Origin of the sequence: Paraburkholderia atlantica, from assembly GCF_009362785.1 — a bacterium.
Taxonomy (GTDB): Bacteria; Pseudomonadota; Gammaproteobacteria; order Burkholderiales; family Burkholderiaceae; genus Paraburkholderia; species Paraburkholderia atlantica.
In genome coordinates this window covers 323,637-344,294 of the sequence record NZ_WHNQ01000005.1, presented here as the reverse complement: position 1 = coordinate 344,294, position 20,658 = coordinate 323,637, and the positions used below count along the sequence as shown (strand labels likewise).

The following is a 20,658-nucleotide window of genomic DNA, read 5'->3' as shown; positions in this document are numbered from 1 at the left end:
TCGTGATGTGGTATTTCAGCTGGATTCTCGGCATTGGCGTCGCGCTGGCGTTCGGCGTCGTCAATGTGATGTGGCTCGAATCGCGCGAATTGGCGCGCCCGGCAAAGCGGGTGCCTCGCTAGGCGCCACGCTCGGGTCGTAAAAGCGAAAGCGGCACCTTGGGACAAGGTGCCGCTTTTTTTTAACTCAACAGCGCCCGACAGCCGTCAACCGATCATGCGGGCACCGGCGCCGCGCCCGCGCCACCGCCTTGCGACGACAGGCGCTCGGCCAGCTTCTGCGCATAGCGCTGCGCGGCCTCGCCGACGACGACATGGAATGTGTCGGTCGACACCCACGCGGTATCGAGCGTCGCGAGGCGCTGACGATCGACCGCCGACGGATCGCGCACGACCACGCGCAGACGGGTCGCCGCGACCGCATCGAGCGACACCACGTTGCCCGCGCCGCCGAACACGGCGAGCCAGCGCAGCGGATCGGGGTCGAGCGGACCGCCTTGCGCGTCATCGGTGTGCCCAGCGTTTCGCGCGACCGGCGCGGCAGCAGCAGGCGCCGATGCAGCAGAAGCCACCTTCACTGCGTCGCCCTGACCCTGCGCGATCGCTGTACGCATCTCATCGGCGATGATGTCCGCTTCCGGTCCGATGATCACCTGCACGTTGTTCGCGCCGCGCTTGAGCACGCCACGCGCGCCGATCGACTTCAGTTCGCTTTCGGAGACCTTGTCCGCATCGACGACCGACAGACGCAGACGCGTCGTGCATGCATCCACGACCGACAGGTTCGCCGCGCCACCGAGCGCCGCGATATAACGCTGCGCGCGCGGCACGGCCGCACCGGCCGCCGGCGCGACGAAACCGCCCGCCGCGAACGACTCGACCTGCTCTTCCGCGGCGGCGGGCTCACGGCCCGGCGTCGCCATGTTGAACTTGCGGATGAAGAAGCGGAACAGACCGTAGTACACGACCGAGTACACGATGCCGAGCGGAATCGCCCACCAGCCCTTCGTCGACAGACCGAAGTTCAGCACGTAGTCGATGAAGCCCGCCGAGAACGTAAAGCCGAGGTGAATGCCGAGCGCCGAGCAGATCGCGAGCGACAGCCCCGTCAGCAGTGCGTGGATCGCATACAGCACCGGCGCAAGGAACATGAAGCTGAACTCGATCGGCTCGGTCACACCGGTCAGGAACGACGTGAGCGCCATCGAGAACAGCAGGCCGCCGGCCACTGCGCGACGCTCCTTCGGCACCTCGTGGAACATCGCGAGACACGCGGCCGGCAGGCCGAACATCATCACCGGGAAGAAGCCGGTCATGAAAGTGCCCGCGGTCGGGTCGCCGGCGAAGAAGCGGTGCAGGTCGCCCGTGACCGCCGCGCCGCCGGCCGGCGTGAAGCTGCCGAACACGAACCACGTCAGCGAGTTCAGGATGTGATGCAGGCCCGTGACGAGCAGCAAGCGGTTCAGCACGCCGAACACGAAGGCGCCGAGCGCGCCGGCCGTCGTGAGCCAGTGGCCGGCCAGATCGATCGCGCTCTGCACCGGCGCCCACACGTGGCCGAATATGATGCCTAGCACCACGCAGACCACGCCTGTCACGATCGGCACGAAGCGTTTGCCGCCGAAGAATGCCAGGTAGTCGGGCAGCTTGATGTCCTTGTAGCGGTTGTACAGCAGCCCCGCGACGATCCCCGCGATGATCCCCGACAGCACGCCCATGTTGAGCTTGTCGTTGATGTCCTTCATCACCGCGATCTGCACCAGATAGCCGATTGCGCCAGCCAGACCCGCGACGCCGTTATTGTCTTTGGCGAAGCCGACCGCCACGCCGATCGCGAACAGCAGCGGCAGGTTGTCGAAGATCGCGCCGCCCGCATCGGCGATCATCTTGATGTTGAACACGTCGGGCTGGCCGAGCCGCAGCAGCAGGCCGGCGACCGGTAGCACCGCGATCGGCAGCATCAGCGCGCGTCCCAGGCGCTGTATCTTCAGAAACGGATTTGCATCCATCGGTATCTCCAATTTTGTCTCGAGGGGTACGTCTTCGGTGAGTAGTGCAGCGATGCGGAGAACCGCGCCGCGCGTGAAGGCAGCCGTACTGCCGGACGCACGGCGTGCGGGTTCTCCAATTGATTAATCTTTCAATCGAGCGGCCACGTCGCGCGACTTGCGGCTCGAACCGCCTGCGCCGAGTCGAGCGCGAGCGCATCGCGGGCGCGCTGGCGGCACAACTGATAGTCGAGCGTGCGCACGCGTGCCTTGATGCCGGGCACCGAGACCGGATCGACCGATAGCTCGGTCACACCCAGGCCCACCAGCAGCGGCATCGCGAGCGGGTCGCCAGCGAGCGCGCCGCACACGCCGACCCATTTGCCGTGCTTCGCGGCACCTTCGACGGTCGCCGCGATCAGCCGCAGCACCGCCGGATGCAGGCCGTCCGCCTGCGCCGCGAGATCGGGCTGGCAGCGGTCCATTGCGAGCGTGTATTGAGTCAGGTCGTTGGTGCCGATCGACAGGAAATCGGCGTGCTGTGCGAGCTGATCGGCGAGCAATGCAGCCGACGGCACTTCGATCATCACACCTACTTCGACCGGCTCGGTGCTGCCCGCTTCGCGTGCAAGCTCGTCGATACGCTTGCGGATGCGGATCAGTTCGCCCGCGTCGGTGACCATCGGCAGCAGGATGCGCACGGCGCCGATCGGACGCACCGCGAGCAGGCCGCGCAGCTGGTCGTCGAGCAGATCGGGGCGCACCTGCGCGAGGCGCACGCCGCGCAGGCCGAGCGCGGGATTCGGCTCAGGCGGCAGCGTCAGATAGTCGACTTCCTTGTCCGCGCCGACGTCGAGCGTGCGGATGATCGCGGTGCGGCCGCGCAACGCATCGACGATCGCCTGATAGCTGTGGCGATGCTCGTCCGCGCTCGGCGCGGCCGGGCGGTGGATGAACAGCAGCTCGGTGCGCAGCAGACCGACCGAGTCGGCGCCGTTATCGACCGCGGCGTTCGCGTCGTCGAGTGTGGCGATGTTCGCGGCCACTTCGATCGCGCGGCCGTCGGCGGTCGCCGCTGCCTGTTGCGACGTGCGGCGATTCGCTTCGCGCACGTCGGCGAGGCGGCTGCGTTCGCGCCGGGCGCGTTCGACGTCGAGTTCGGTCGGCGCGAATTCGAGCCGCCCGGTGCTCGCGTTCACCACCACCTGAGTGCCCTCGGGAATCGCATGCAACGCGTCGCCGACCGCGACCAGCGCAGGGATGCCCGCCTGCCGCGCGAGAATCGCCGCATGCGAGGTCGCGCCGCCGCGCGCCATCACGAGCGCGGTCACCCGCGTGCGGTCGAGCGACGACAGATCCGACGGCGTAAATTCGTCGGCCGCGAGCACCGCTTCGTCCGGCAGTGTGCGGGCCGCGCTGCTCGTGTAGCCGAGCGCGCGCTGCACGCGCTTTTCGATGTCGCGCAGATCGGCGGCCCGCTCGGCGAGCAGTGCATCTTCGACATTGCTCAGGATGTCTATTTGCGCGCGGATCGCCTCGCGCCACGCAAAACCCGCGCTCTTGCCAAGACTGATCAGATCGCGCGCGGCGTCGAGCAGCGTCGGATCTTCGAGCAGCACGCGATGCACCGCGAAAATTCCCGCCTCGCCGACCGAGCCGCGTTGCGACGCATCGCGCACGATCGTGTCGAGATCGGCGTCGACGGTCGCGATCGCCTTGTCGAGCAGACGGCTCTCCGCCGCCGACGTGCCGCTCGCCTGCTCCGGCGGATCGACATCAGCGTCGTCCCAGCGCACCAGCTTGCCGACCGCGACGCCCGGCGCCGCGCACACGCCCGCGAGCGTATTCGGCGTGAGCGGCTCGCCCGTGGCGGGCACGGCAACCACGGTCGTCGGTGCTGCCGCCGGCTTCTGTTCGCGCTTCTGCTCGACTTCGCCGTGCGCTTCGCGAGTCAATTCGTGAGCAATCGCATCGACCGCCGCCTGCGCCTGCGGACCGACGCCGAGCAGTTCGACGCTCGCGCCTTCGCCGGCACCGAGTCCCAGCAGACCCACGACGCTTTCGATCGGCGCCTTGCGGCCGTCGTAGCGCACCTCGACGCGCGCGTCGAAGCCGCGCGCCGCTTCGCGCGCTCGCGCCGCGGGCCGCGCATGCAGACCGCCCGCGTGCGTCAGCGTGATCTGTCGGCGCGCTTCGTCCATCACCTGAGCGGCGCACGCCTCACGCACTGCGTCATGACTGACGCCGTCGCGCGCGCGCAGCACCAGCAGCGGCGTTTCGCCGGCCTCGGCGTGCCCGTTTGGCGCCCGCTCGATGACCTCGAACGTTTCCGAATTCGCGATCGCGACCACCGACACGAGGCTCGGCGCATTCAGCGCGACCTGATCCTGATCGAACTCGATCAGCACGTCACCAGCGCGGACCTGCGCGCCCTGCGCGACCATCGGCGCAAAACCCTTGCCGTTCAGCCCGACCGTGTCGATACCGATATGCAGCAGTATCTGCGCGCCTTCGGCGCTCTCCAACGTCACCGCGTGGCCGGTGCGCGCGAGATGCGTGACGACGCCGTCGCACGGCGCGACGAGCCGCCCCTCGAGCGGATCGACGCCGATGCCGTCGCCGAACATGCCGCCCGCAAACACCGGGTCCGGCACCTTCGCGAGCGGCACGACCGGACCGGTCAGCGGTGCAAGCAAAACAATGTGATCTTCGGAATGGCTCATCAGGTTGGACTTCTCGACACGTCGCATCGTCGTTCTCGTCAGTGAGTTTCGGTGACTTTGTTCAGATGGCGTGGCGCGTCGGGATTGCGCCCGCGCGCGGCGGCAAGATCCGCGGCCATCACGTAAAAGGACAGGATGGCGGCGATCGGATCGAGCGCCGCGTGTGCGGTGGCGACGAGCGGCAGCGAAGCTTCCGCGACGTCATCGGGTGCCGCGAGCAACACGCGCGCGCCGCGCGCGCGCATGTCGTGCGCCAGTTGCAGCAGACCCGCCTGCTCCGGCCCGCGCGGTGCGAACACGAGCAGCGGATAGTCGCGGTCGATCAGCTCCATCGGACCATGACGCACTTCCGCGCTCGAAAACGCTTCGGCCTGAATGCCGGAAGTTTCCTTCAGCTTCAGCGCGGCTTCCTGCGCGATCGCGAGGCCAAGGCCGCGGCCGATCACGATCATCCGCTCGATGCCGCGCAACTCGTTGACGGCCATCGACCAGTCGAGCCGGCCCGCGCGTTCCAGCGCGTCGGGCAGCGTATTCAGTCCGGCGAGCAACTCGGCGTCGTTCTGCCAATGCGCGATCAGTTGCGCGGAGATCGACAGCATCGCGATGTAGCTTTTGGTCGCCGCGACGCTCAGCTCGGGACCGGCGACGAGCGGCAGGTGCCACTCGCACGCGTCGGCGAGCGGCGAGTTCGGTGCGTTGACGGCGGCGACCGTCAGCGCGCCGGCTGCACGCAACGCGTTCATCGTGCCGACGAGGTCGGGGCTCTTGCCCGATTGCGAAAACGCGAGCGCAAGCTGATCGCGCACCTGCAGCGGCGCCTGCTGCAGCGTCGCCACCGACATCGGCAGCGACGCGACCGGCACGCCGAGGCGGCTCATCGTCAGCGATGCAAAGTAACTGGCGGCATGGTCCGAGCTGCCGCGCGCGACGGTCAGCGCGACGTGGCGCGGCTGTTGCGCGAGCTTCGCGGCGAGCGCCGCGACGCGCGAGGTGTCCTTGAGCTGCTCGGCGACCGTTGCGGCCGACGCGAGCGCTTCTTTAAGCATATTCGACAATGGCTTCTCCTTCGACGTAGGTTGCGCTAAGCGCCAGCTCGCGGTCGAAGACGACCACGTCGGCCCACGCGCCACGCGCGATGCGGCCGCGGTCCTCGATGCCGAGATAGTCGGCGGCGTAGCGCGACAAACGGTGGGATACATCGGCGATCGGCAGGCCGATCGAGACAAGATTGCGCAGCGCCTGATCCATCGTCAGCGTGCTGCCCGCGAGCGTGCCGTCGGCCAGACGTACGCCGCCCAGACACTTGGTCACGTGCTGGCTGCCGAGGCGGTACTCGCCGTCGGGCATCCCGGTGGCCGACGTGCTGTCCGTCACCACGTACAGGCGCGGAATCGCGCGCAGCGCGGTGCGGATCGCGCCCGGATGCACGTGCAGCAGGTCGGGAATGATTTCCGCGTATTCGGCGTGCGCGAGCGCCGCGCCGACGAGGCCTGGATTGCGGTGATGCAGCGGCGACATCGCGTTGAACAGATGCGTGAAGCCGCATGCGCCGTGCTTGAGCGCGGCGACCGCGTCGTCGTAGGTGCCGAGCGAATGGCCGAGCTGCACGCGCACGCCGCGCGCCGCCATCTCGGAGATGATCTCCATGTGGCCGGCGATCTCGGGCGCCAGCGTGACGACCCGAATCGGCGCGATCGACAGATACTTGAGCACCTCGTCCAACACCGCCGAGACCGCCGCGTCGGGCTGCGCGCCGAGCTTGCCGGGGTTGATGTACGGCCCTTCCAGATGCACGCCGAGCACACGCGCGCAACCCGGCGTGCGCAGCCGCGTGACGTTGCCGAGCCCGGCGACGACGTTCATCAGCTCGTCGCGCGGCGCGGTCATCGTCGTCGCGAGCAGGCTCGTGGTGCCGTAGCGCGCATGCGTGCGCGTGATCGTTTCGATCGCGTCGCCGGCTTCCATCACGTCGGCGCCGCCGCCGCCATGCACGTGCAGATCGATGAAGCCGGGCAGGATGTACGGTGCGTCGTTCGTCGACGGATCGACGCGCTCGCCTGACAGCGCCGTGATGCGGCCGTTTTCGTATTCGAGCGTGCCGTGGATCCACCCTTCGGTGGTGAGTATGTTTCCGGTCAGCATGAGTCTCTCTGGTGCGTGATACGTATGCGGCAAAAGTGCGTTCGCCGGACTTGCGGCCTATGCGGCCCGCGCAGTTCAGGTGCGCAGTTCAGCGACGAAGTCGTAGTAGTCGTCGCGGCAATAGGTGTCGGTCAACTCGATCGCGCGTTGATCCGCGCTGTAACCGATACGGGTAATGACCAGCAGTGCGGTGCGCGGTTCGATGTCCATCAGCGCGGCGATTTCGCTCGACGCGTTGACCGCGCGGAAGTGCTGCAACGCGCGCACCACAGCAGCGCCGCGTTGCTCGAGATAGCTGTACAGCGAGTCGCCGATCACGAGCGGATCGGGCACGATCGCGACCGGCAGCGCCGAATGCTCGACCGCCATCACGATGCCGTCCGCGCGCCGCAGCCGCCGCAGGCTCGCGACGGCCGCCCCCGGCGACAGGCCGAGGTGCAGCAGTTCGTCGCGATTGGCGGCGCGCACGTCACGTTCGAGCCATACCGAATCCGGGCGGAAACCGCGCTGCTGCATCTTCTTCGTGAAGCCGGTGAGACGCGACAGCGGGTCTTCGACGCGCGGCGTGATGAAGCTGCCGGCACCGCGCGAGCGCCGGATCAGTCCTTGCTCGACCAGCAGCTCGATTGCCTTGCGCGCGGTGATGCGCGATACGCCGATCGCGTCGGACAGTGTGCGCTCGGAAGGCAGAGCCTCGCCGGCCGACCAGACGCCGCAATGGATCGCCGTCGCCAGGTTGCGCGCGAGCTGCAGGTAGAGCGGCGTGACGTTACGCACGTCAGGCATCAATGCGGACCAGCGAGTTTCCATGGGGCTCCAAGGACGCCGCGAGCAGCACGGCCTCGAAAAATGAGAGCCCATTATATAACCAACATAATACCAGTCAACGGACTGGCTTCACTCTGGTCCTGCTCCCCTAAAAGCCTTGCCAGATAAGGCTCACAGGCAATTTTGAGGGCTGCCGACGTGGGGATTCGCAGACCAGGACTTTCCCGAATCACACCACTAGACGATACCAGCGAGCGGTTATCGGCCTTTAGTGGTATCAAAACTCTGTCTATGCTCAATACCTGTTTAATACCAGTTGGCGTCTGGCCGCGATGGACTGGCTTTGTAAATAAGGGTCGCGCCGATATAGTGCGCTGTACCGACCATCAAAGTTTCGGGGGAGCTGTCCTTGACTGATTCCGAGGCGCTGCGGCGCGCTCAGGCCGTCCGCCATTTCAATCGCTTCTATACCCAGTGCATCGGTGCCCTGCACGAGCATCTGGCGCGAAGCGAGTTCTCGCTGACGGAAGTGCGCGTGCTGCACGAGCTATCGCGCGCCCGTGCGCAAACCGCATCGGTGCTCGGGCGCGCGCTCGGGCTCGATAGTGGCTATCTGAGCCGCCTGCTGACCAGTTTCGAGCGACGCAACCTGATCTCGCGCCGCCCGTCCGACACCGACGCGCGCCAGTCGCTGATCGCGCTCACTGAGCACGGCCACGCGACCTACGCGCCGCTCGACGCCGCTGCCATCCACGAAGCACTCGGCTTGCTCGACAAACTCAGCGCGTTATCGCAGGAGCAGTTGATCGCCGCGATGAAGCTGATCGAGCGGCTGCTCGGCGACAAGCCGAAGCATGAACTCGTGGTGCTGCGTCAGCCGCGCGCCGGCGAATGCGGCTGGCTGGTGCATCGTCAGGCGCAGTGGTTCGCCGCGCAGTACGGTTGGGATCACACGTTCGAGGGCTTGCTTGCGCGCGTCGTCGCCGAGTACGCTCAGCGCAACGACCCACTGCGCGAGAAGTGCTGGATCGCCGAACAGGAAGGTCTGGTGGTCGGCTCGGTTTGCCTCGTCGGGGTCTCGACGACAGTCGCGGGCATACGGCTGCTGTGGGTCGAACCGGACGTGCGGCGGCTAGGCATCGGCACGCAGCTGATCAGCGAATGCGTGCGCTTCGCGCGGCGCGCGGGCTACACGAAGCTCACGCTGACCACCGCGAGCGCATTGACGGAGCCGCGCCGGCTTTGCGAGCGCGCTGGGTTCAAGCTGGCCGATAGCACGACGCAGCGCCGCTTCGGCCACGATCTGATGATCGAAAGATGGGAGTTGGAGCTATAAAAAAAGCACGCACCTGTACGGCGCGTGCTTTTCTCGATGCTATGCGACTGCGCGGGTGATCGCGCTGAACGCGTCGCTTAGAACGACGGCACCATCGATCCCTTGAACTGCGTCTTGATGAACTGGCGCACGTCTTCCGACTGATACGCGGCGACCAGCTTCTTCACCCATGGCTGATCCTTGTCCTTCGCGCGCACGGCGATCAGGTTCGCGTACGGGCTGTGGATGTCTTCGAGCGCGATCGCGTCCCTGGTCGGCTGCAGGCCGGCGGCCAGCGCGAAGTTCGTGTTGATGACGGCAGCATCGACGTCGGCGAGCGAACGCGGCAGTTGTGCGGCATCCAGTTCGACGAACTTGATCCTCTTCGGATTGTCAGCGACATCGAGCGGCGTCGCGTTGTTGCCGCCCGTGGCTGCGCCGTCCTTCAGCTTGATCAGGCCTTGCGCCTGCAGCAACAGCAGCGCGCGATTTTCGTTCGACGGATCGTTCGGCACCGCGACCTTCGCGCCTTGCGGCAGGTCCTTCAGCGACTTCAGTTTCTTCGAGTATGCGCCGAGCGGCGAGATGTACGTGAGGCCTGCATTGACGAGTTTGTAGCCGCGCTGCTTGATCTGGCTATCGAGATACGGCTGGTGCTGGAAGCTGTTGGCGTCGAGGTCGCCGGCGTCGAGCGCGGCGTTCGGCTGGATGTAGTCGTTGAACTCCACGACCTTCACGTTCAGGCCTTCGCGCTTCGCAACCTTGGTGACGACTTCCCAGATCTGCGCGTCCGGGCCGCCGATCGTGCCGACCTTGATGAGCTTGTCGTCGGCGTGCGCGCCGAAGCTGGTCAGGATCGCCGCACCGGCGACGACTGCGGTGAGAGCCTTGAGGATATTTCTGCGCTGCATGTGTTTCTCGCTGTTGCGGTTCGACTTTTTGAGTCGATGGCTCCGATGGATGCCGGAGTCGGATGAAAATGGGCGGCGCTCCAGTTCGTGCCGGTGCGCCGTCGGCCAAGCCCTAAATTGTTTCATACGGGCGGCACGTTGGGGAAATACCCTTAGCGCATATGGATATGCAGAGCGCGAGCGCGCTGGCTAGCGCGACGCAAAAACCGCAGCTAATCGATAATCCGGAGCCGTGGCCTCGCACGGCCCCACTCAACCGCCACTGAGAACGACCATGTATGTGATCAACCTGATCTACACCGCCCCGCTCGATCGTATCGACGACGCGCTCGACGCGCATCGCGCGTTTCTCGCGAAGCAGTTTGACGCGGGTATCTTCGTCGCGGCCGGTCCGAAAGTGCCGCGCGACGGCGGCATCATCCTCGCGGTGCGTATCGAGCGCGACAGGCTGGATCGCATTCTCGCTAGCGATCCGTTCGCCGAGCAACAGCTCGCGCGCTACGAGGTGACGGAGTTCAAGGCAACGCGTATCGCGCCGGGGCTGAATTTGCCGACGCCGGTTTGAGCGCGAGTTGCGAAGAGGAGATCGATGCGGGGACGCGTGAGCGGCGTCGCTATAAAAAGCCGCCTGCGATGCGCGTCAATCGAGCAGAAGCTTGAAGTCGTGCACCCACGGCGTCGCGCCCTGACCATCGCGCGCGAACAGACGCAGCTTGCCGTCCGTGTCGAACACATAGCTCGCGGCCGTGTGGTCCATCGTGTAGCTGTCGGGCGTCTTGCCCGGCACCTTCGCGTAGTAGACGCGGAAGTCTTTCGCGAGCTTCGCGAGCTGCTCTTCGCTGGCAGGACGCAAGCCCACGAAGCTCGGATTGAACGCCGGCACGTATTGCTCGAGCAACTGGGGGGTGTCGCGCTCGGGGTCGAGCGTGACGAACAGCACCTGCACCCGCTTCGCGTCTTCCGGGCCGAGTTGCTGCAACGCCTGTGACAGCTCGGCCATCGTCGTCGGGCAGACGTCCGGGCAATGCGTATAGCCGAAGAACAGCACGACGACCTTGCCTTTGTAGTCGGCAAGCGTGCGAATCTTGCCGGACGTGTCGGGCAACGAGAAATCGCTGGCGAATTGTGTATTGCCGGTGATGTCGAGATTCGTAAAAGCCGGCGGCTGCTTGCCGCAACCGGTCATCAGCAGTGTGCCGCCGAGCGCCGCGCCGAGCGCGCAAGCGATCACAGCGGCGCGCGCGACGCGCGCAAAGCGGTTGTTGAGCATGGTGTTATGCGCCGATCACGACGCGCGCATAGTGGTCGATCAGCAGCGCGGCGAACAGCAGCGACAGATAGACGATCGAATAACGGAAGGTTTTGCGCGCGAGCTCGTCCGAATACTCCCGGTAGATCTTCCACGCATACGCGAGAAACACGGCGCCCAGTAGCACCGCCGCCGCGAGATACACGACGCCGCTCATGCCGGAGATGAACGGCATCAGCGTGACCGCGAACAGAATGACCGTGTAGAGCAGGATATGCAGGCGCGTGTACTTTTCGCCGTGCGTGTTCGGCAGCATCGGCAGGCCGGCGTTTTCGTAGTCCTTGCGGCGATACAGCGCGAGCGCCCAGAAATGCGGCGGCGTCCATACGAAAATGATCAGCACCAGAATCCATGCATCGCCGGGCACGTGGCCGGTGACCGCTGCCCAGCCGAGCGCCGGCGGCATCGCGCCCGACGCGCCGCCGATCACGATGTTCTGCGGCGTGGCCGGCTTCAGCAGCAGCGTATAGATGACCGCATAGCCGACGAACGTGGCGAGCGTCAGCCACATGGTCAGCGGATTGGCGAACGTGTACAGCGTCCACATGCCGAGGCCGCCGAGCACGGCCGAGAACAGCAAAATCTGCGGGGTGGTGATTTCGCCGCGCGCCGACGGACGCCACGACGTGCGGCGCATTTTTGCGTCGATCTGCTGCTCGACGAGGCAATTGATCGCGAACGCAGCGCCGGCCAACAGCCAGATGCCGACGGTGCCGCCGATCAGGACGGTCCACGGCACCATGCCCGGCGTCGACAGAAACATGCCGATGACCGCGCAGAACACCGCAAGCTGCGTAACACGCGGCTTGGTGAGAGCGAGATATTGGGAGACCCGGCTGCCGGGCGTTTGGGAGAGTGTTGTGCTGTCCATGTGAGTCACGCTGGCGCGGCTTCGCGCGCAGGGATCGCAGCGCGGCCGGGACGGCTATAAGCGATCCGAAAGTTTAACATAACGAGCAGTAGCAGCAGGATCGCGGCCCCGCCGTTATGGGCGACCGCGATCGGCAACGGCCATTGCAGCACGATGTTCGACAAGCCGGTGACGAACTGGATCAGCACCACCAGCAGCACGCCGTTGGCGGGTCGCCGCAGCGACTCGAAACGTCGCATCTTCACCGCGAACCACACCAGATAGGCGATTACGGCGAATGCGAACGTGCGATGCGTCCAGTGAATCGCGACCAGCGCATCCTGCGTGATCACGTCGCCGTCGCCGGTCATGCCGAGCGCGCGCCACAGGTGAAAGCCGTGCGCGAAGTCCATCGGCGGAATCCATTGGCCGTTGCAGGTCGGGAAGTCGGTGCACGCGAGCACCGCGTAGTTCGTGCTGACCCAGCCGCCCAGCGCGATCTGCAGCACCAGCAGCGCGAGACCCGCTAGCGCCGCCGCGCGCCAGCGCGCGGCCTCCGGCTCATAGGCGGGCAGCGGCGTCAAGCGCGCTGCGAGCCAGCCGAGCGTGCCGAGCAGCGCGAGGCCGAGCAGCAGATGCGTGGTCACGATGATCGGCTGCAGCTTCATCGTCACGGTCCACGCGCCGAACGCACCCTGCACGACGATCAGGAGCAGCAGCGAAGTCGGCCACCACGGTGACACATGCAGCGAACGTCGCTTGATGCGCGCAGTCCACGCAATGAGCGTCTGCGCGATGATCAGCACGCCGATCGCCATCGCGAAGTAGCGGTGGATCATTTCGATCCACGCCTTCGTCATGCTGACGGGGCCGCTCGGCATCGCCTGATAGGCGGCGGAGATCGCCGCGTGCGCGATGAACGGCGACGACGTGCCGTAGCAACCGGGCCAGTCCGGGCACCCGAGGCCCGAATCGGTGAGGCGCGTGAAGCCGCCGAACATCACGAGATCGAGCGTCAGGAAGGTGGTGAGCCAGACCAGCTTGCGGAATTTGTTGTCGTCGGCCTTGACCCATACGTAGGACAGCGGCAACAACGCGATACACAAGCCGATCAGGCCCAGTTGCAATACGAACATCTCATTTACCCAGGTTGCGGCATCAGCCGATGGTCGACCATTTGAGCAGCTTGGTCAGGTCGCCTTTGATCTTGCTCGGGTTCGCATCCTTCGGAAAACGCATCATCAGATTGCCGTTCGGATCGACCAGGTAGATGTGGTCGGTAATCTGTGTGCCGGTGTCGGCGGGCAGCCACGCGGCAACCTGCGCCGGATCAGCGATCAGCATGTCGGTGTTGGGGTAGGCGGTTTGTACCACATCGGCGACCTTGTCCGCATCGGTGCGCAGCCACACCTCCACGACGCGCTCCCGTTCCGGGCCCTGAGCTGCGCGGATTTGTCGCATGAAGTACAGCTTCGTCACGCAGGCTTTGTCGCACGCGCTGTTGTCGACCGAGATCATCAGCCAGCGGCCGTGCAGCGACGCGAGCTTCAGCGGCTTGCCGTCCTCGCCGGTGACGACGAGCGACTCGGGGATCGGCCGTTGCGGGTCGATCAGTGCGCCGTAGTTCGTGCTGCCGCCGGTTGGCTTGACGACGTAGTACATGAAGTACGAGATCGCGATCGGCGCCGCGCAGATCACCGCGAGCAGCAGCAGCACCCAGCGGCCGCGCCGCCACGAGCCCGGGCCGTTCGGTTGGCCGGGCATCGGCCTGGCCGCGGCGGGTTTGCCGGTGGGATTGCCAGCGGATTTGCCAACTTCCGGCGAACGGGGAGTTTGAGTCGACACTACAGAACCTCTTTCAATGTTTGGACGGCGGCGAGCCGTGCCGTGCGTTCCTCACGCGCCCGGCGCGTGTTCTTTTTTGCCCGCGCGGCGCGCCGCATACAAACCGAACGCGAGCGCCGCGGCGGCCATGCCCCACCACTGCAGCATGTAGCCGTAGTTGCGCTCGACGCCGGTGGTCGGCGCGGGCCAGTCGCGCACCAGACCGTCGCGGGCGTCGCCGATCTGCTGGATCACGAACGATTGCAGCGGCAATCCGGTCTCCGCCGCGTACGCGGCGACATCGAGATTTTGCCGGATCAGGTGATGCGCGGCCGATCCACCCTCGCCGAGTTCGAACGCGCGCGACGCGTCGGCACGCGCAATCCCTTCGATCTCGACCTCGCCCGACGGCGTCGCGTACGGCGCGATGGCCTCTCGATTGCTGAGGTTGCGCGGCAGCCAGCCGCGATTGACGAGCACATAGCCGCCGTCAGCGAGTCTAAAAGGCATCACGACGTAAAAGCCCGGTTGATCGTTATACGGACGATTATCGAGGTACACGACCTTGTCCGCGACGAAGCTGCCGCGCGCTTTCACGCGATGAAACTCGACGTCCTTCAGCGCGAGCGGCGCCGCGCTGACCGGCAGCGCGGGCGCGTTCTCGAACTGCGTGATGCGCGCCTCGAGCGCTTCCTTCTGATGCGCGCGATCGCGCTGCCAGAAGCCGAGCCGCCCCGTCACGACGACGACCAGCAGGATCAGCAGCACGGGAATCAGGCGAAACTTCATTGCAGGTACTCCGTCATCACTTTCCGGGCCGCCGGGAACCTGCGGCAGACGCCCGCTCGCGGTGCGATAATGAGTGTTTTGCCACTGCGCTTTCCGGTTTCAGTTGGTTCCATGCACATTATCGTTCCCATCGCCTTTGCTCTGATCATCGCCAGCATGGTGTCGGCGCTGTATTTCATGATGCACGACAAAGGCAAGACCAAGCGGATGGTCTGGTCGCTCGCCACGCGGGTAGGCCTGTCGATCTCGCTGTTCCTGTTCATCCTGTTCGCATACTGGATGGGCTGGATTCAGTCGACCGGGATTCCGTACGGGCGCTGACGCTCGCGGATAGGTCGTCGGCGCAAACCGTCCGCGGCAAAATTTCCCCGCCATCAAACAAAACGCCGCCCTGACAGGTCGAGGGCGGCGCTGCATTCATCCTTGCATACTGCTCGTGCGCGCCGCCTGACAGCGGTTGCGCGCACGTCCCGCGCCTGCGCCGACGAGCGACGCGCGCGGGTCTGACCGCATTACAGCCAGTACACGACGACGTACAGACCGAGCCACACGACGTCGACGAAGTGCCAGTACCAGGCCGCGCCTTCGAACGCGAAGTGATGTTCCGCTGTGAAATGACCACGAATCAGGCGCACCAGCACGACGGCCAGCATCGTGCCGCCGAGGAACACGTGAAAGCCGTGGAAGCCGGTCAGCAGGAAGAACGTCGAACCGTAGATGCCCGAAGCCAGCGTCAGGTTCAGCTCCTTGTAGGCATGGAAGTATTCGAAGCCCTGCAGGAACAGGAAGCACACGCCCAGCACGAGCGTCGCCGCGAGCCATGCGATCGCCTTCTTGCGATGGTTGTCGCGCAGCGCGTGGTGCGACACCGTCAGCGTCGCACCCGACGACAGCAGCAGCGCCGTGTTGATGGTCGGCACCGGCCACGGCTGCATCGACTTGTAGGTGCCCACGAGCTCGGCCGGGCCGTTGTTCGGCCACACCGCCGTGAAATCCGGCCAGATCAGCTTGAAGTCGAGGCTGCCCAGCTGATGCATCGCGATTTCGCGCGCATAGAACAGCGCGCCGAAGAATGCGCCGAAGAACATCACTTCGGAGAAGATGAACCAGCTCATGCTCCAGCGGTACGAGCGGTCGACGTTCTTGCCGTACATGCCGCCTTCCGACTCGGCGATCGCGTCACCGAACCAGTGCCACAGCGTAAAGAGTAGCCACAGCAGACCGATGAGCACGCCGAGCGGCGCCCACGTGTGGTCGTTGATCCAGGCCGCAAGCGATCCGAGCATGACCAGCAACCCGGTAGCGGCGCTGATCGGATGCCGCGACGGATGCGGTACGAAATAGTACGGGCTCTCGTTTTGACCGCTCATTCTTGATTCTCCACTTCAGTCCAGTTGTTCCGGAATCACCGGCTGTATCTTCGGCGGCGCGTCGATACCGCACCGCTTCTCTCTAATTCGTGGGCTCTTCTTTGCTGCTGTGCCCTGCTACTGCCTCAACCGACCACGAGGCGCACGACCAGAATCAGCACCCCGATCAGGATTGCCGCGCCGATCAGCGCCGCCACGATCACATGCAGCGGGTTTAGCTGCGTCGCGTCCGCTTCGAGATCGCGGCGCTTGCGCACGCCGAAAAACGACCAGAACACCGCGCGCATCGACTGACCGAAACTGCTCTTGCGCGGACTGCCGCCGTTATCGCTCATCTCGCTTCGTCTTCCTTCGTTCGTCCGCGTCTCGCACCGTCAAAGCTGCTTCAGGCCGGCTTCGCGGGAGTGGCTGCCGCGTTCACTGCATTGTTCACTGCATTCGTCTTCGGCACCGCATCGTCCTCGTTCGCCGCCGCCGGCGTGTTCAACTCGAAAAACGTGTACGACAGCGTGATCGTCTTCACGTCCTTCGGCAACTTCGGATCGACCACGAACACCACCGGCATCCGCTTCGTCTCATTCGCGTTCAACGTCTGCTGCGTGAAACAGAAACACTCGATCTTCCTGAAGTACTCGGTCGCCTGCTTCGGCGCGTAGCTCGGAATGGCCTGCGCACGGATCGTGCGCGACTGCTCGTTGCTGACGTCGTACATCACCGTCGTCACTTCGCCGGGATGCACGTCGAGACTGCGCTGCTCCGGCTTGAAACCCAACAGGCCGCGTGCGTTCGCATCGAATTCGATCGATATCGTGCGGCTCATGTCGACCTGCGTATTCTTCGCCTCGCGCGCCGAAACGTCGCGCTGCACGAGGTTGTTCACGCCGGTGATCTGGCAGATCGCGCGATACATCGGCACCAGCGCGAAGCCGAAACCGAACATCATCAAAGCGACGACGAACAGCTTGATCAGCATCGAACGGTTGAAAGAGCGGTCGGCCTCGGCGGGCGGTTGCGTCGACATCTGAATCCTCAACAAACCTGCATACGGACTGCGACTGCGGCGTTAGCTGAACCAGCACTGCTTCACAATGATGCTCGCGAAAAACACCGCGGCGATCGCGAACATCACCAACCCTATCCGCCTGTTGCCCGCGCGAATCTTCTCCGGCGTACGTCTTTCCTGTGGATTGCGCGTCATGCTCGACTTTCTGAATACAGTTCTTGACTGGTGAGACCGCCCGACCGCAGCCGCCTCGCGAAGCACCCGGTTCCGGTGGCGGCATCTCGCGCCGCCGGAACCGGGCACCTCGCCTTGAGATGCTTACTCGACGGTAGGCGGATGCTCGAACGTGTGAAACGGAGCCGGGCTCGGCACGGACCACTCGAGGCCCGTTGCGCCGTCCCACGGCTTGTCGCCCGCCTCGACGAGCTCACCGCCGCCACGGTAAGCCGGCAGCGCCACCGCGAACAGGAAGTAGACCTGAGACAGACCGAAGCCGAAAGCGCCGATCGAGATCACCTGGTTCCAGTCGGTGAACTGTGCCGGGTAGTCCGCATAGCGACGCGGCATGCCCGCGAGACCGACGAAGTGCATCGGCAGGAACGCGAGGTTGAAGAAGAACATCGACGCCCAGAAGTGGATCTTGCCGCGCGTTTCGTTGTACATCCAGCCGGTCCACTTCGGCGCCCAGTAGTACCACCCGGAGAACAGCGCGAACAGTGACCCCGCCACCAGCACGTAGTGGAAGTGCGCGACTACGAAATAGGTGCCGTGATACTGGATGTCGAGCGGCGCCATCGCGAGCATCAGACCCGACAGGCCACCGAACGTGAACACGATCAGGAAGCCCACCGCGAACAGCATCGGCGTTTCGAACGACAGCGCACCGCGCCACATCGTCGCGACCCAGTTGAACACCTTCACGCCGGTCGGCACCGCGATCAGCATCGTCGCGTACATGAAGAACAGCTGGCCGGTCACCGGCATGCCGGTCACGAACATGTGGTGCGCCCAGACCATGAACGACAGGATCGCGATCGACGCCGTTGCGTACACCATCGAGCTATAGCCGAACAGCGGCTTGCGCGAGAACGCCGGAATCACCTGCGAGACGATCCCGAACGCCGGCAAGATCATGATGTACACCTCGGGGTGTCCGAAGAACCAGAAAATGTGCTGGTACATGACCGGGTCGCCGCCGCCTGCCGCATTGAAGAACGACGTGCCGAAGTGGCGGTCGAACAGCACCATCGTGATCGCGCCCGCCAGAACCGGCATCACGGCGATCAGCAGGTACGCGGTGATCAGCCATGTCCAGACGAACATCGGCATCTTCATCAGCGTGAGGCCGGGTGCGCGCATGTTCAGGATCGTCACGACGATGTTGATCCCGCCCATGATCGACGACGCACCCATCAGGTGAACCGCGAAAATCGCGAAGTCCATGCCCGGGCCCATCTGCGTGGACAGCGGTGCGTACAGCGTCCAGCCTGCGGCGGTCGCGCCGCCCGGAGAGAAGAACGAGCCGACCAGCAGAACAGCCGCGACTGGCAGCAGCCAGAAGCTGAAGTTGTTCATCCGCGCGAAAGCCATGTCCGATGCACCGATCTGCAGCGGCACCATCCAGTTCGCGAAGCCGACGAACGCCGGCATGATCGCGCCGAACACCATGATCAGCCCGTGCATGGTGGTCAACTGGTTGAAGAACTCGGGACGCATGATCTGCAGGCCCGGCTCGAACAGTTCGGCACGGATCATCAGCGCCATCACGCCCCCGGACAGGAACATGGTGAACGAGAAGATCAGGTACAGCGTACCGATGTCCTTGTGATTGGTGGCGAACAGCCAACGGCGCCAGCCGTGCGGCGTTTCGTGGGCATGGTCGCCGTGCACGTGCTCGTGGCCCGCGACTACATCGTGTCCGATGCTAGACATGACAATCTCCTAAAGCGAATTCTGCGGTGCTGACCATGAACACGTCAGGCTGCCGGGCTGATCTGAACGCGCCGGGCTTCCTTCGCGTCGGTGCCGCCGGTGATCGTTTCCGGCTTCTTCAAAATAATATGGTCTTCGGCAATGCCGGCTGCTTTCAGTGCGTCGCGAACGGCCTCGGCACGACTCTTCGCGAGCTTCGCGTTGACGTCGGCGGAGCCGGTTGCGTCGGTGAAGCCTGACAGCGTGAATTTCGCGTCCGGATGCGCCTTCGCGTAGGCCGCGGCCGCGTCGACCGCCGCTTTCGCGTCGGCCGGCAGCGTGCTCTTTCCGGTCTCGAAGTAGACGCTCGCCGGCAGCGTGGCCTCTGCGCTATTCGCAGCGGCCGCGCCAGCGTCAGTGCCCGATGCAGCCGAAGCCGCTTCCGCACCCGACGCCGCCGCCGCGCTGCTTGCCGCGGCACCCGCGGCGGCCAGATGGTCGCCGCCTTCCGGCAGCTTGCCGTTGCGCGCGTCGGTGACTTGCTTGGGCTGCAGGATGTCGCCCGTGTGGTTGCCCCACGAGTTACGTTCGTACGTGACCACCGAGGCGATTTCGACGTCGTTCAACGTCGGCGCCCACGAAGGCATTGCGTTCTTGCCCTTCAGCACGAGGCTCACGTGCTGACCGATCGGGCCGTTGGCGATCTTGCTGCCGTCGAGCGCCGGGAATGCGCCCACGCCCTTGCCGGTCGGCTGATGGCAGACCGCGCAGTTCGTCGCGTAGACCTTGCCGCCGCGCTCCATCAGCTCGGCCATCGTGTAGGTCTTGTTCGGATCGTCCTGGCCGGCGGCCATTTTCTTCTTTTCCTGGTCGACCCACTTCGCGTAGTCGTCGGCCGACAGCACCTCGACGACGACCGGCATGAACGCGTGTTCCTTGCCGCACAGCTCGGTACAGAAGCCGCGGAACGTGCCGGTGCGGGTAGCCTTGAACCACGTGTCGCGCACGAAGCCGGGGATCGCGTCCTGCTTCACGCCGAAGGCCGGCACGTACCAGGAGTGGACCACGTCGTTCGCGGTGGTGATGATGCGGATTTTCTTGTCTACCGGCACCACGAGCGGGTTGTCGACCTCCTGCAGATACAGCGTGGAGATCGGCTCGCGGCCTTCAGTTTGCGCGCGGGGCGTGGCGAGCGTGGACAGGAAGCCGATGCCCTCGCCCGGACCCTTCACGTAGTCGTAGCCCCACTTCCACTGGTAGCCGGTGACCTTGATCGTGAGATCGGCGTTAGAGGTGTCCTTCATCGCGACGACGGTCTTGGTGGCGGGCAGCGCCATCAGCACGACGATGATGAACGGCACGATCGTCCAGATGATTTCGACGGTGGTGCTTTCGTGGAAATTGGCGGCCTTGTGGCCTTTCGATTTGCGGTGCGCGAAAACCGAATAGAACATCACGCCGAATACACCGATGAAAATGACGGTGCAAAGGCCCAGCATGAACATGTGGAGGCTAAACAGCTCCTCAGCGATTTTCGTTGCAGGCGGCTGGAGATTGATCGCGTTGACGGCGGGGCCGCCCGGAGCATCGCCCACTGCCAGGGCAGCACCGGCGAAAAGCAGTCCGCTCGTCGCCAGCACGCTCATGAGCGCTCGCTTGATTGTTTTCATAGCTTCCTTACCCAAATTTTCCATTCAAACCCCTCGACCCCGCTGGCAGCGTGTCGCGCCCCCTTGAACGCCGCGCGTCCGGCACC

21 protein-coding genes are annotated in these 20,658 nt (G+C 64.9%); 4 read left to right on the top strand and 17 right to left on the bottom strand.

All coding sequences use genetic code 11. The features are described from left to right. The first annotated feature begins 5 nt into the window (after nucleotides 1–5). Entirely contained in the window at nucleotides 6–122 is a 117-nt protein-coding gene (gene cydX / locus GCT19_RS10280) for a cytochrome bd-I oxidase subunit CydX (RefSeq protein WP_018434705.1), read from the top strand. A 92-nt stretch (nucleotides 123–214) separates the two neighbouring features. On the opposite strand, the gene nagE is transcribed toward cydX, so the two are convergent. From nagE to GCT19_RS10255, 5 genes are all read right to left on the bottom strand, one after another. Beyond that, nucleotides 215–2,008 (bottom strand): N-acetylglucosamine-specific PTS transporter subunit IIBC, encoded by a 1,794-nt coding sequence (gene nagE / locus GCT19_RS10275; RefSeq protein ID WP_152851805.1) that lies wholly within the window; start codon nucleotides 2,006–2,008, stop codon nucleotides 215–217. 131 nt (nucleotides 2,009–2,139) lie between these two features. Beyond that, complete coding sequence (ptsP, locus tag GCT19_RS10270) at nucleotides 2,140–4,737, bottom strand: phosphoenolpyruvate--protein phosphotransferase (protein WP_152851804.1); 2,598 nt, start codon at nucleotides 4,735–4,737, stop codon at nucleotides 2,140–2,142. Between the two features lie 11 nt (nucleotides 4,738–4,748). Then, entirely contained in the window at nucleotides 4,749–5,765 is a 1,017-nt protein-coding gene (locus GCT19_RS10265; RefSeq protein WP_193727390.1) for an SIS domain-containing protein, read from the bottom strand. After that, nucleotides 5,749–6,852 (bottom strand): N-acetylglucosamine-6-phosphate deacetylase, encoded by a 1,104-nt coding sequence (nagA, locus tag GCT19_RS10260; protein WP_152851803.1) that lies wholly within the window; start codon nucleotides 6,850–6,852, stop codon nucleotides 5,749–5,751. The genes GCT19_RS10265 and nagA overlap by 17 nt, the downstream gene beginning before the upstream one ends. A gap of 75 nt (nucleotides 6,853–6,927) precedes the next feature. After that, entirely contained in the window at nucleotides 6,928–7,662 is a 735-nt protein-coding gene (locus tag GCT19_RS10255) for a GntR family transcriptional regulator (RefSeq protein ID WP_013088293.1), read from the bottom strand. A gap of 367 nt (nucleotides 7,663–8,029) precedes the next feature. Here GCT19_RS10255 and GCT19_RS10250 point away from each other — a divergent pair, with 367 nt between their 5' ends. Further along, nucleotides 8,030–8,956 carry a bifunctional helix-turn-helix transcriptional regulator/GNAT family N-acetyltransferase gene (locus GCT19_RS10250; protein ID WP_152851802.1) on the top strand — a complete coding sequence of 309 codons (927 nt, stop codon included), beginning with the start codon at nucleotides 8,030–8,032 and terminating at the stop codon, nucleotides 8,954–8,956. A 77-nt stretch (nucleotides 8,957–9,033) separates the two neighbouring features. Here the strand turns inward: GCT19_RS10250 and GCT19_RS10245 are convergent, their stop codons facing one another. Continuing rightward, on the bottom strand, nucleotides 9,034–9,846 hold the full coding sequence (locus GCT19_RS10245) for a MetQ/NlpA family ABC transporter substrate-binding protein (protein ID WP_152851801.1): 813 nt from the start codon (nucleotides 9,844–9,846) through the stop codon (nucleotides 9,034–9,036). 274 nt (nucleotides 9,847–10,120) lie between these two features. On the opposite strand from GCT19_RS10245, the gene GCT19_RS10240 reads away from it, so the two are divergent. Beyond that, a complete protein-coding gene (locus tag GCT19_RS10240; RefSeq protein WP_018434713.1) occupies nucleotides 10,121–10,411 on the top strand; it encodes a YciI family protein in 291 nt (96 codons plus the stop codon). Nucleotides 10,412–10,486: 75 nt separating this feature from the next. Here GCT19_RS10240 and GCT19_RS10235 read toward each other — a convergent pair whose 3' ends face one another. From GCT19_RS10235 to GCT19_RS10215, 5 genes are read right to left on the bottom strand one after another with little or no spacing between them, the layout of a single operon-like run. Next, nucleotides 10,487–11,116 carry an SCO family protein gene (locus tag GCT19_RS10235; RefSeq protein WP_152851800.1) on the bottom strand — a complete coding sequence of 210 codons (630 nt, stop codon included), beginning with the start codon at nucleotides 11,114–11,116 and terminating at the stop codon, nucleotides 10,487–10,489. A 4-nt stretch (nucleotides 11,117–11,120) separates the two neighbouring features. Further along, nucleotides 11,121–12,026, bottom strand: a complete 906-nt coding sequence (cyoE, locus tag GCT19_RS10230; protein ID WP_026228536.1) for a heme o synthase — start codon at nucleotides 12,024–12,026, stop codon at nucleotides 11,121–11,123. A 5-nt stretch (nucleotides 12,027–12,031) separates the two neighbouring features. Next, nucleotides 12,032–13,141 (bottom strand): COX15/CtaA family protein, encoded by a 1,110-nt coding sequence (locus GCT19_RS10225; RefSeq protein ID WP_152851799.1) that lies wholly within the window; start codon nucleotides 13,139–13,141, stop codon nucleotides 12,032–12,034. A 22-nt stretch (nucleotides 13,142–13,163) separates the two neighbouring features. Continuing rightward, nucleotides 13,164–13,850, bottom strand: a complete 687-nt coding sequence (locus tag GCT19_RS10220) for an SCO family protein (RefSeq protein WP_176136910.1) — start codon at nucleotides 13,848–13,850, stop codon at nucleotides 13,164–13,166. Nucleotides 13,851–13,901: 51 nt separating this feature from the next. After that, nucleotides 13,902–14,618 (bottom strand): SURF1 family protein, encoded by a 717-nt coding sequence (locus GCT19_RS10215; protein WP_018434717.1) that lies wholly within the window; start codon nucleotides 14,616–14,618, stop codon nucleotides 13,902–13,904. Between the two features lie 111 nt (nucleotides 14,619–14,729). Between GCT19_RS10215 and GCT19_RS10210 the strand changes: the two genes are divergently transcribed. Next, complete coding sequence (locus GCT19_RS10210) at nucleotides 14,730–14,939, top strand: twin transmembrane helix small protein (protein WP_018434718.1); 210 nt, start codon at nucleotides 14,730–14,732, stop codon at nucleotides 14,937–14,939. Nucleotides 14,940–15,130: 191 nt separating this feature from the next. On the opposite strand, the gene GCT19_RS10205 is transcribed toward GCT19_RS10210, so the two are convergent. The 6 genes from GCT19_RS10205 to coxB form a co-directional block, all read right to left on the bottom strand. Next, the gene (locus GCT19_RS10205; protein WP_018434719.1) at nucleotides 15,131–15,988 is read right to left on the bottom strand and encodes a cytochrome c oxidase subunit 3; all 858 of its coding nucleotides are present in this window, start codon (nucleotides 15,986–15,988) and stop codon (nucleotides 15,131–15,133) included. A gap of 125 nt (nucleotides 15,989–16,113) precedes the next feature. Beyond that, the gene (locus GCT19_RS10200) at nucleotides 16,114–16,323 is read right to left on the bottom strand and encodes a DUF2970 domain-containing protein (RefSeq protein WP_018434720.1); all 210 of its coding nucleotides are present in this window, start codon (nucleotides 16,321–16,323) and stop codon (nucleotides 16,114–16,116) included. 50 nt (nucleotides 16,324–16,373) lie between these two features. After that, nucleotides 16,374–17,009, bottom strand: a complete 636-nt coding sequence (locus tag GCT19_RS10195) for a cytochrome c oxidase assembly protein (RefSeq protein ID WP_018434721.1) — start codon at nucleotides 17,007–17,009, stop codon at nucleotides 16,374–16,376. 42 nt (nucleotides 17,010–17,051) lie between these two features. After that, nucleotides 17,052–17,186 carry a cytochrome oxidase small assembly protein gene (locus GCT19_RS43290; protein ID WP_018434722.1) on the bottom strand — a complete coding sequence of 45 codons (135 nt, stop codon included), beginning with the start codon at nucleotides 17,184–17,186 and terminating at the stop codon, nucleotides 17,052–17,054. A gap of 123 nt (nucleotides 17,187–17,309) precedes the next feature. Beyond that, entirely contained in the window at nucleotides 17,310–18,923 is a 1,614-nt protein-coding gene (ctaD, locus tag GCT19_RS10190; protein ID WP_013088281.1) for a cytochrome c oxidase subunit I, read from the bottom strand. A 44-nt stretch (nucleotides 18,924–18,967) separates the two neighbouring features. Next, on the bottom strand, nucleotides 18,968–20,596 hold the full coding sequence (gene coxB, locus GCT19_RS10185; protein ID WP_152851797.1) for a cytochrome c oxidase subunit II: 1,629 nt from the start codon (nucleotides 20,594–20,596) through the stop codon (nucleotides 18,968–18,970). Nucleotides 20,597–20,658: the final 62 nt, after the last annotated feature.

Coding starts and splice junctions, on each gene's coding strand:
- GCT19_RS10215 (WP_018434717.1), bottom strand. CDS start 14,618: ATGAAGTTTCGCCTGATTCCCGTGCTGCTGATCCTGCTGGTCGTCGTC.
- GCT19_RS10225 (WP_152851799.1), bottom strand. CDS start 13,141: ATGTTCGTATTGCAACTGGGCCTGATCGGCTTGTGTATCGCGTTGTTG.
- GCT19_RS10200 (WP_018434720.1), bottom strand. CDS start 16,323: ATGAGCGATAACGGCGGCAGTCCGCGCAAGAGCAGTTTCGGTCAGTCG.
- GCT19_RS10205 (WP_018434719.1), bottom strand. CDS start 15,988: ATGAGCGGTCAAAACGAGAGCCCGTACTATTTCGTACCGCATCCGTCG.
- ptsP (WP_152851804.1), bottom strand. CDS start 4,737: ATGCGACGTGTCGAGAAGTCCAACCTGATGAGCCATTCCGAAGATCAC.
- nagE (WP_152851805.1), bottom strand. CDS start 2,008: ATGGATGCAAATCCGTTTCTGAAGATACAGCGCCTGGGACGCGCGCTG.
- ctaD (WP_013088281.1), bottom strand. CDS start 18,923: ATGTCTAGCATCGGACACGATGTAGTCGCGGGCCACGAGCACGTGCAC.
- GCT19_RS10245 (WP_152851801.1), bottom strand. CDS start 9,846: ATGCAGCGCAGAAATATCCTCAAGGCTCTCACCGCAGTCGTCGCCGGT.
- cydX (WP_018434705.1), top strand. CDS start 6: ATGTGGTATTTCAGCTGGATTCTCGGCATTGGCGTCGCGCTGGCGTTC.
- GCT19_RS10240 (WP_018434713.1), top strand. CDS start 10,121: ATGTATGTGATCAACCTGATCTACACCGCCCCGCTCGATCGTATCGAC.
- cyoE (WP_026228536.1), bottom strand. CDS start 12,026: ATGGACAGCACAACACTCTCCCAAACGCCCGGCAGCCGGGTCTCCCAA.
- GCT19_RS43290 (WP_018434722.1), bottom strand. CDS start 17,186: ATGACGCGCAATCCACAGGAAAGACGTACGCCGGAGAAGATTCGCGCG.
- GCT19_RS10195 (WP_018434721.1), bottom strand. CDS start 17,009: ATGTCGACGCAACCGCCCGCCGAGGCCGACCGCTCTTTCAACCGTTCG.
- coxB (WP_152851797.1), bottom strand. CDS start 20,596: ATGGAAAATTTGGGTAAGGAAGCTATGAAAACAATCAAGCGAGCGCTC.
- GCT19_RS10255 (WP_013088293.1), bottom strand. CDS start 7,662: ATGGAAACTCGCTGGTCCGCATTGATGCCTGACGTGCGTAACGTCACG.
- nagA (WP_152851803.1), bottom strand. CDS start 6,852: ATGCTGACCGGAAACATACTCACCACCGAAGGGTGGATCCACGGCACG.
- GCT19_RS10235 (WP_152851800.1), bottom strand. CDS start 11,116: ATGCTCAACAACCGCTTTGCGCGCGTCGCGCGCGCCGCTGTGATCGCT.
- GCT19_RS10210 (WP_018434718.1), top strand. CDS start 14,730: ATGCACATTATCGTTCCCATCGCCTTTGCTCTGATCATCGCCAGCATG.